The organism is Frankia gtarii (assembly GCF_025403375.1).
GTDB lineage: Bacteria > Actinomycetota > Actinomycetes > Frankiales > Frankiaceae > Frankia > Frankia gtarii.
Window position 1 is genome coordinate 22560 of the sequence record NZ_JAMPTM010000050.1, and the last position, 8515, is coordinate 31074.

Sequence of the window (8515 nt, forward strand, 5' to 3'; positions counted from 1 at the left end):
CGCCGGGCCCGTTCAGCCTGTCCATCCTGCGGCGGTCACGACCCCCACGTGTCGATCCGGTCGAGGCCGCGGGGGCGCGGATCGGTGGGTGCGGCGGCCATTGACCAGGTCCGCTCCGGGCGGTGCACACTGGTGAGGTGCGGCTGACCGAGTTCTGGGCGAAGATGGACACACGGTTCGGTTCGGCCTACGCGGAGTCATTTGCCCGCGATCATGTGCTCGCCGGGCTCGGGGGCGCGACGATCGAGGCGGCCCTGTCCCGCGGTGACGACGTCAAGACCGTCTGGCGGGCCGTGTGCGACGAGTTCGGGGTGCCCGTTCGGGATCGTTGAGCGTGCCGGTTCGGCGTGTCGTCGAGCCGTCGAACGCCTGTTCGGCTACAGTTATCCCCATGCGGCCACTTATCCACAGATCGCCCCCGGCCCTCGAAACTGTCGGACCCACGGCCTAACGTCACCCCCGTGGCCAAGAATCGACGACCTCAGCATGGAGTAACTCCAATGGCGGCAGGACTTGACCGTGAGAAGGCGTTGGACAACGCCTTGGCGCAGATCGACAAGGCGTTCGGCAAGGGATCGGTCATGCGCTTGGGGGACGAAACCCGGCCGCCGATCCAGGTCATCCCCACCGGCTCGATCGCGCTGGATGTCGCGCTTGGCATCGGCGGCCTCCCGAAGGGCCGGGTCATCGAGATCTATGGCCCGGAGTCGTCCGGGAAGACGACCGTCGCCCTGCACGCGGTGGCCAACGCGCAGGCCGCCGGCGGCATCGCGGCGTTCATCGACGCCGAGCACGCCCTTGATCCAGACTATGCGGGAAAGCTCGGCGTCGACGTCGACAACCTGCTGGTCTCCCAGCCGGACACCGGTGAGCAGGCACTCGAGATCGCGGACATGCTCGTGCGGTCCGGCGCGCTGGACATCATCGTCATCGACTCGGTGGCGGCGTTGGTGCCGCGGGCCGAGATCGAGGGTGAGATGGGAGACAGCCACGTCGGCCTCCAGGCCCGCCTGATGTCGCAGGCCCTGCGCAAGATGACGGGCGCGCTGGCGAACTCCGGCACGACCGCGATTTTCATCAACCAGCTGCGCGAGAAGATTGGCGTCATGTTCGGTTCACCGGAGACCACGACCGGTGGAAAGGCCCTGAAATTCTATGCGTCGGTGCGCCTCGACGTCCGCCGCATCGAGACGCTCAAGGACGGCGCGGAGGCCGTGGGTAACCGTACCCGGGTCAAGGTGGTGAAGAACAAGGTCGCCCCGCCGTTCCGGACCGCCGAATTCGACATCGTCTACGGCGGCGGAATCAGCCGCGAGGGTTCCCTCATCGACATGGGCGTCGAACACGGCATCATCCGCAAGTCCGGTGCCTGGTACACCTACGACGGTGACCAGCTCGGCCAGGGCAAGGAGAACGCCCGGTCGTTCCTGCGGGACAATCCCGACCTGGCCAACGAGATCGAGAAGAAGATCAAGGAAAAGCTCGGCCTCCTGCCCAGCGTCGAATCCGACGTTGTGGCACCGGTCCCCATCGACCTCTAACCGATGGTGGGAGCCGGTCGGCGCGACACCGAACGCCGTCCGGCCACCGGCACCGACGCCTCGGGCGATCCTGGTGCCGGCCGGCCGACGGATCCGCTTGCCGTCGCACGGGAGATCTGCCTGCGCCAGCTGGCGACGCGGGCGCGTAGCAGAACCGAGTTGGCCACGACTTTGCGCCGCCGAGGCGTGGCCGACGACGTGGCCGCGGCCGTCCTCGACCGGCTGGCCGCCGTCGGGCTCGTGGACGACGCGGCCTTCGCTGCCGCCTTCGTGTCCTCGGCGCGGTCCCAGCGTGGGTTGGGCCGGCAGGCGATCGCCGCGGAACTGCGTCGGCGAGGGGTTCAACCAGCCATGGTCGAGGCGGCCACGGCCGTCGTCGCGGCGCAGGACGAGGAGGCCACGGCCCGGGATCTTGTCCGGCGCCGCTTGCGATCGATGGACCGGCTGCCCGAACAGGCGCGGACGCGGAGGCTGCTGGCCATGCTCATGCGTCGGGGCTACCCGCCCGAGCTCGCGATCCGCGTCGTACGGGAGCAGGCCAGCGCCGATACCGACGACGGCGAGCCGCCGACGACGTGGGACGGCGGGGATCTCGATCCCTCCGTGTGAGCGGTAGCGGGATTTTCGCCGGTTGTCAATGTGACGAATTTCTTGACCGGAGAATACGACCCGACTTATTCTCCCAGAAAGGTGACAGGATCCTCCGCGGCGACGCGGTGACGATAGCTCGTTCAACTTCACAAGGAGGCAGCCGCCGCGAGCGGGTGCCCGAGTCGCTATGTTGGGATGGGCCATCACCGCTGATGGTCTGCTCCAGCGTGCCGTCGTGGGCTCCTTATCGTAATGATGGAGCCCGCGTGCTGTCCCTCCACGGCTGTGATCGCGTCGGGTCGTGGGTCCTTCGCCGCTTCGATCCAGCCTGCCTGGGCGGATCCGACGATAGCGGTGGGAGCAGCGATGGACGGCGTTCTCGTCATCCTCTTGTCAGTCGTTCTCGTCGTGCTCATCGCGCTTATCCTCGCCGTGGCGTGGCTGGCGCGCACGGCGCGGGGGGATCGGCATTACGGTGCCGCGATACATGCAGCCCGGAGCTCCTCGGGTACCGCGGCTGCGGCCGCAGCCAACGCGCATCCGCTCGACGACGACGACGAGGAACCCGCAGTCCGGGTGCTGCCTCCCGTCCGCTCCGCCGCCGACGGTGCCCAGCCAGCCGGCGCCGTCCCCGTGACGACCGTCGCCGGCTCGCCCGTCGTCGCGGGGACGGGTTCCGGTTCCGCGGCCTCCGCGCGGGTGCCGAGCGATGCCATCGTCGCATCGGATCCCGACTCTGGCGGCGGTAGCGGTGCGTCCGTACCGGAGACCGGATCGTCCGCCGGCCCGGGCCGGACCGACGCTCCGCTCGCCGCCGGGGCGCCGATGCAGGAGGCTGCGGCGCAGGTGCCGCCACGGGAGGTGGCATCGGCGCTGCAGGCCGCCGAGCGGGAGGCCGCGCAGATTGTCGCGCGCGCCGAACGTGAGGCGGCGGAACGGCTGGCTCGCGGCGAGCGGGAGGCCACGGAGATCCGCCGGCGCGGTGACGACGAGGTCGCCTCGCTGCGCAATCAGGCGGTCGCCGACGCCGCGGCCGACGCGTCCCGCGCGGAGGCGGCGGCGCGCGACGTGGCCCGGGCCGAGCTGGAGGCCGCCCGGGCCGAGATCGCCTCGGCCCGGGCCTCCTTCGAGGAGGAGCTGCGGGTCCGGCGGGCTGAACTGCGTGGCCGGGATGAGGCGCTGGCGGCCCGGGATCAGCGGGTCGAGGAGCGCACCGCCGGCCTGGACGAACACGCCAGTCGGCTCGCCGCGCGTGAACAGGACCTGCTCGACCGGGAGGACGAGCTAGCCCGCAAGGCGGTCGAGGCCTCCGGCGTGGAGGCCGCGCGGCAGGCGGCGCTGGAGCGGATTGCGGAGCTCACCGCGGCGCAGGCCCGCGCGGAGCTGGTTTCGACCATCGAGCACGAGGCCCGCCGCGAGGCCGCCCTGCTTGTTCGCGCGATCGAGTCGCAGGCCGAGGAAGAAGGCGAGGAACGCGCCCGCCGGATCGTGACCACGGCCATCCAGCGGGTCGCCTCGGAGCAGACCGCCGAGTCCGTCGTCACCGTGCTGCACCTGCCGGGCGATGAGATGAAGGGCCGGATCATCGGCCGTGAGGGGCGCAACATCCGCACGTTCGAGTCCGTCACCGGGGTGAACGTGCTGATCGACGACACCCCCGAAGCGGTCCTGCTGAGCTGTTTCGACCCGGTGCGAAGGGAGATCGGCCGGATAACGTTGGCGGCGCTGGTGTCCGACGGGCGTATCCACCCGCACCGCATCGAGGAGGAGTACGCGCGGGCCCAGGTGGAGGTGGAGGAGCGGTGCGTGCGCGCGGGCGAGGACGCGCTGCTCGAGACCGGAATCTCCGAGATGCACCCTGAGCTGGTCACCCTGCTCGGTCGGCTGCGTTACCGCACCAGCTACGGCCAGAACGTGCTCGCGCACCTCATCGAGAGCGCGCACCTCGCCGGGATCATGGCCGCGGAGCTGCGGATGGCGCTGCCCCTGGCGAAACGCGCCGCCCTGCTGCACGACCTCGGCAAGGCGCTCACGCACGAGGTCGAGGGTTCCCATGCGCTCATCGGCGCGGATATGGCCCGTCGTTACGGGGAGGACGAGGAGGTCGTGCACGCGATCGAGGCCCACCACAACGAGGTCGCGCCCCGCTCGTTGTGCGCCGTGCTGACCCAGGCGGCCGACCAGATTTCCGGCGGCCGGCCGGGGGCCCGCCGCAACAGTCTGGAGTCGTATGTGAAGCGGCTCGAACGGATCGAGCAGATCGCCGGTGACCGCCCGGGGGTCGACCGGGTGTTCGCGATGCAGGCCGGGCGGGAGGTGCGGGTCATGGTCATCCCCGAGGAGGTCGACGACGTCGCCGCTCACCTGCTCGCCCGCGACGTCGCCAGGCAGATCGAGGACGAGCTGACCTACCCGGGTCAGATCCGAGTGACCGTGGTCCGCGAGACCCGGGCGGTGGGCACGGCCCGCTGATCAGTCCGGTCAGTCCGGCCAGGCGGTTCAGGTCCGGGCGCTGTCCGGCCCGCCCTGCTCGGGCAGCGCAGCCGCCACAGCCGCGGCATCCATCGGCAGCTCCACATGCCGCCCACCGAGCCGGCGGCTCTGCCGACGATCAAGCCAGCGGGCCAGCGCCGACAGCATGCCGTTGGTCACGATGTAGATCGCGGCGATCACCGTGTAGATCGGCAGGGCGTATCGACTGCCGAGGAACTCCACGGCGCCGCGCCCGGAGCGCAGCAGCTCGCTGTAGGCGATGACGAAACCGAGAGAGGTGTCCTTGAGCAGGGTCACGAGCTGGCTGATCAGCGTCGGGCTCATCCGCCGGACCGCCTGCGGGAACTGGATGAGTCGGAAGATCTGCAGCGGCCGTAGCCCGAGCGCACTCGCGGCCTCGGTTTGCCCCCGGTCGATCGAGGCGATCCCCGCCCGGAAGATCTCGCTGATCACTGCCCCGTTGTAAGCCGTCAGGCCGAGGACCAGGGCCCAGAAGGCCGACAGCTGCCAACCGAGCGCCGGCAGGCCCAGGTAGGCGAACAGGATCAGCATGAGCACCGGCAAGCTACGGAACAACTCGACCACAGCGGTGGCCGGGATGCGCACGGCCCGTTGTCGTGACGTTCGCGCCAACGCCAGCGCGATGCCCAGGGCCGCGGCGAACACCATCGCCGTCAGCGCTGCGCGCAGCGTGTCGAGCAGGCCATTCCACAGCAGGGTTCGCAGGTCGGGCTGGTCGATGAACACGCTCCACAGCTCGCCGTCGAGCTGACCGGAGTCCGCCAGCCGCAGCAGCGCCAGCGTGACCAGGCCGGCGAGGACGACGAGCGCGATGATGCTGGAGATCAGGATGCGCCGCCGGCCCCGCGGGCCGGGCGGATCCGCCAGGACGATCGGTGTGCCGCTCATCGTGCGCTCGCCACCCGTCGTTCGGTCAGGGCCAGCGCGCCTGCCAGCGCCAGGGTGAGGATCAGGTAGGCGACGACGCCGCCGAGCAGCACGGCGATGACCGAGTCCGGGTTGGCCGTCGTCAGTCGCTGCACCACCCCGGTCAGCTCCTGGACGCCGAACGCCGCCGCGATCGAGGTGTTGCGGATCAGCGCGCTGATCACGCTCCCGAGCGGCTGGAGCACGTTGCGGAATGCCTGCGGCAGCACGATCATCCGCAGCGTCTGGGTGAAGGTCAGGCCGATCGCGCGAGCCGCCTCGGCCTGACCGAGGTCCACCCCGTTGATGCCGGAGCGGACCGCCTCGCAGACCAACGCCGCGTGATAGATCGACAGGGCGACGACCGCGAAGGTGAAGTAGGAGAACCTGATGTCGACCTGCGGCAGGACGAACACGACGAAGAAGAACACCACGGTCAACGGGGTGTTGCGGACGGTCTCCACGTAGGCGGTGCCGAACCAGCGCAGTGGGGGCACCGGGGAGACCCGCATCGCCGCGAGCGCGGTGCCGAGGATCAGTGCCGCGATCGCGGCGAACAGGCTCAGACCCACCGTGCGGCGGAATCCCTCGGCGAAGATGTCGAGGTTGTCGAAGACGGCGTCGATCGCGATGCTCCCTCGTGCGGTGGAACGCCCGATGCGGTGCGGCGGCACGACGGCGGTGAGGGCCGGGACGGCGCCGGGGCTGGCCGGTGGCCGCCCCGAGCCCCCGCCGCGTCAGCGGGTGCGGACCCGCGTGCTCAGGTGGATCAGGAGGTGTACCGGTCGACGGGAGGCGGGGTCGGCGTGTTCGGCTCCACCTTGCCGACGGTCGAGCTGAACGCCTTCGCCCAGCGCCCGTCGGAGTACGCGGCCTCGAGCGTGTCGTTGATGAACGTCCGGAAGGCGGTGTCGCCCTTCTTGATCCCGATGCCGTACGGCTCCTTGGTGAAGGTGCCGCCCACGATCTTGAAGGCGTCCGGGTCCTTGTCGATGAGGCCGAGGAGGATCACGTTGTCGGTGGTGACCGCGTCCACCTGCTTGTTCTTCAGCGCGTCGGCGCATTTGCTGTACACGTCGAACAGCACCAGCTGGGCGGCGGGTGCCACCTTGCGGATGTTCTCCGCCGGGGTGGAGCCGCTGACCGAGCACACCTTCTTGCCGGCGAGGGAGTCTTTGCCGGTGATGTCGGTGTTGTCTTTCGCCACCATGATCGACTGTCCGGCGACGTAGTACGGCCCGGCGAAGTCGACGACCTTCTTGCGCTTGTCGTTGATCGTGTACGTGGCGACGACCATGTTGACCCGGCCCTGCTGGATGAACGGCTCGCGGTTGGCCGACACCGTCTCCACGAAGTTCACCTTGTCGCGGGGGATCCCGAGCGCGTCGGTGACGATCTCCGCGATCTCGACGTCGAAGCCCTCGGGCTTGCCGCTGAGGTTCTTCAGGCCGAACAGGTTCTGGTCGAACTTGGTCCCGACGGTGATCTTCCCGGCGTCGTGGAGCTTGGCCATCGTGGTACCGGGGGCGAAGCTCGCCGCGGCGTTCGGGGTGGCCGTGTCCCCGCCATCGTCGTCGCTGCCGCAGGCGGTCAGGCCGACGGTGGCGACCATCGCGACGCCGAGCAGCAACGCGCCGCCGCGCTGCCGCCGGGCGCGGCCGGGCCCGGCGAATCGCCGGGGTGAGCCCCCGACCGGCTGCCCGGGGTCCCCGAGGTCCCCGGGAAGATGCTCGGCGGCTGGCCGCCGGCCCCGAATAAACGGTGTACGCATGACCGATCCTCTCGCGGTGATCCGGACCGCGGGGTCCGGAGCGGGCTCTGATGTCGAATGCGGTGTCCCGGTGTCCCGGTGTCCCGGTGTCCCGGTGCTGCCTGCGGCATGGCTCTCGCCCGGTGCCCGCGCGGGTGCAACGGGTGCGCACCCGCGCGGTGCCCGATCAGTGCTGCAGGATCCTGGCCAGAAAGTCCCTGGCCCGTTCGGACTTCGGCGCGCCGAAGAATTCGTCGGGTGGAGCGATCTCGAGAATGCGGCCGTCGGCCATGAAGGCGACGCGATCCGCGGCGGAGCGGGCGAAGCCCATCTCATGGGTGACCACGATCATGGTCATCCCGCTCGCGGCCAGGGAGCGCATGACGTCGAGCACCTCGGAGATCATCTCGGGATCCAGGGCCGAGGTCGGCTCGTCGAAAAGCATCAGCACCGGATCCATGGCCAGCGCCCGGGCGATGGCGGCGCGCTGCTGCTGGCCGCCGGAGAGCTGGCGGGGCAGCCGGTCGGCCTTGTCCGCGATGCCGACCCTGGTCAGCAGCTCGCGGGCGCGGGCCTCGGCGGGACCCCGCTTCTGCCCGAGCACTTTCGTCGGTCCGAGCGTCACATTATCGAGAATCGTGCGGTGGGCGAACAGATTGAACGACTGGAAAACCATTCCCACCCGAGAACGCATCCGGGCGAGTTCACGTCCCTCCGCGGGCAGTGGGTTGCCCTCGAACAGGATGCGGCCCTCGTCGATCGTCTCCAACCGGTTGATGCAACGGCACAGCGTCGACTTTCCGGACCCGGAGGGGCCGATGACGACCACGACCTCCCCTGCCTCGACGGTCAGGTCGACGTCGCTCAGCACTCGGTTGTCGCCGAAGGATTTCCCGACGCGTTCCAAGGTCACCAGGGGCACATCGACCTCCCGACACAATGGCAGAACGGTGTGGTGTTGGGCCGAGCATCCCGGCAGGTCCCGGATGGACGGGCCAGGCGCGCGGATCAGTCGTCGGTCTGACAGGTGGACGGCCGCCGCGCTCCGTTTCCGGACCGTTGGAACGGCATCCGCGGATAATACGCGACCGGGATCGGAAGTTCGCGAATCTGTATATTTATTGACATTTTCCAGGCGGGTACCCCTGCCGGTGCTCCGGTGGGTGCCGGCGGTCGGCGCGGCGGGGCGCCGGCGGGGCGCCCACCCCTGCCC

8 protein-coding genes are annotated in these 8515 nt (G+C 69.7%); 4 read left to right on the forward strand and 4 right to left on the reverse strand.

Annotation, left to right across the window (positions count from 1 at the left end; translation table 11 throughout):
* The first annotated feature begins 137 nt into the window (after positions 1-137).
* From NBZ83_RS10330 to rny, 4 genes are all read left to right on the forward strand, one after another.
* Positions 138-332 carry a DUF3046 domain-containing protein gene (locus NBZ83_RS10330; protein ID WP_308203349.1) on the forward strand — a complete coding sequence of 65 codons (195 nt, stop codon included), beginning with the start codon at positions 138-140 and terminating at the stop codon, positions 330-332.
* Positions 333-500: 168 nt separating this feature from the next.
* Positions 501-1541, forward strand: coding sequence for a recombinase RecA (gene recA / locus NBZ83_RS10335; RefSeq protein WP_261568528.1), 1041 nt, complete (start codon positions 501-503; stop codon positions 1539-1541).
* A gap of 3 nt (positions 1542-1544) precedes the next feature.
* On the forward strand, positions 1545-2150 hold the full coding sequence (gene recX, locus NBZ83_RS10340) for a recombination regulator RecX (RefSeq protein ID WP_261574847.1): 606 nt from the start codon (positions 1545-1547) through the stop codon (positions 2148-2150).
* A 348-nt stretch (positions 2151-2498) separates the two neighbouring features.
* Positions 2499-4604, forward strand: coding sequence for a ribonuclease Y (gene rny, locus NBZ83_RS10345; protein WP_261574850.1), 2106 nt, complete (start codon positions 2499-2501; stop codon positions 4602-4604).
* Positions 4605-4631: 27 nt separating this feature from the next.
* Here rny and NBZ83_RS10350 read toward each other — a convergent pair whose 3' ends face one another.
* From NBZ83_RS10350 to NBZ83_RS10365, 4 genes are all read right to left on the reverse strand, one after another.
* Positions 4632-5534, reverse strand: a complete 903-nt coding sequence (locus NBZ83_RS10350) for an amino acid ABC transporter permease (RefSeq protein ID WP_261574848.1) — start codon at positions 5532-5534, stop codon at positions 4632-4634.
* Positions 5531-6226, reverse strand: a complete 696-nt coding sequence (locus tag NBZ83_RS10355) for an amino acid ABC transporter permease (protein ID WP_261568524.1) — start codon at positions 6224-6226, stop codon at positions 5531-5533. The genes NBZ83_RS10350 and NBZ83_RS10355 overlap by 4 nt, the downstream gene beginning before the upstream one ends.
* Before the next feature lie 95 nt (positions 6227-6321).
* Positions 6322-7323, reverse strand: a complete 1002-nt coding sequence (locus NBZ83_RS10360) for a glutamate ABC transporter substrate-binding protein (RefSeq protein ID WP_261568523.1) — start codon at positions 7321-7323, stop codon at positions 6322-6324.
* Between the two features lie 166 nt (positions 7324-7489).
* Positions 7490-8224 (reverse strand): amino acid ABC transporter ATP-binding protein, encoded by a 735-nt coding sequence (locus NBZ83_RS10365; protein WP_308203348.1) that lies wholly within the window; start codon positions 8222-8224, stop codon positions 7490-7492.
* Positions 8225-8515 lie beyond the last annotated feature (291 nt).

Excerpts from the sequence above, each read along its gene's own strand:
- NBZ83_RS10360 (WP_261568523.1), bottom strand. The coding sequence starts at position 7,323 with ATGCGTACACCGTTTATTCGGGGCCGGCGGCCAGCCGCCGAGCATCTT.
- recX (WP_261574847.1), top strand. The coding sequence starts at position 1,545 with ATGGTGGGAGCCGGTCGGCGCGACACCGAACGCCGTCCGGCCACCGGC.
- NBZ83_RS10350 (WP_261574848.1), bottom strand. The coding sequence starts at position 5,534 with ATGAGCGGCACACCGATCGTCCTGGCGGATCCGCCCGGCCCGCGGGGC.
- rny (WP_261574850.1), top strand. The coding sequence starts at position 2,499 with ATGGACGGCGTTCTCGTCATCCTCTTGTCAGTCGTTCTCGTCGTGCTC.
- recA (WP_261568528.1), top strand. The coding sequence starts at position 501 with ATGGCGGCAGGACTTGACCGTGAGAAGGCGTTGGACAACGCCTTGGCG.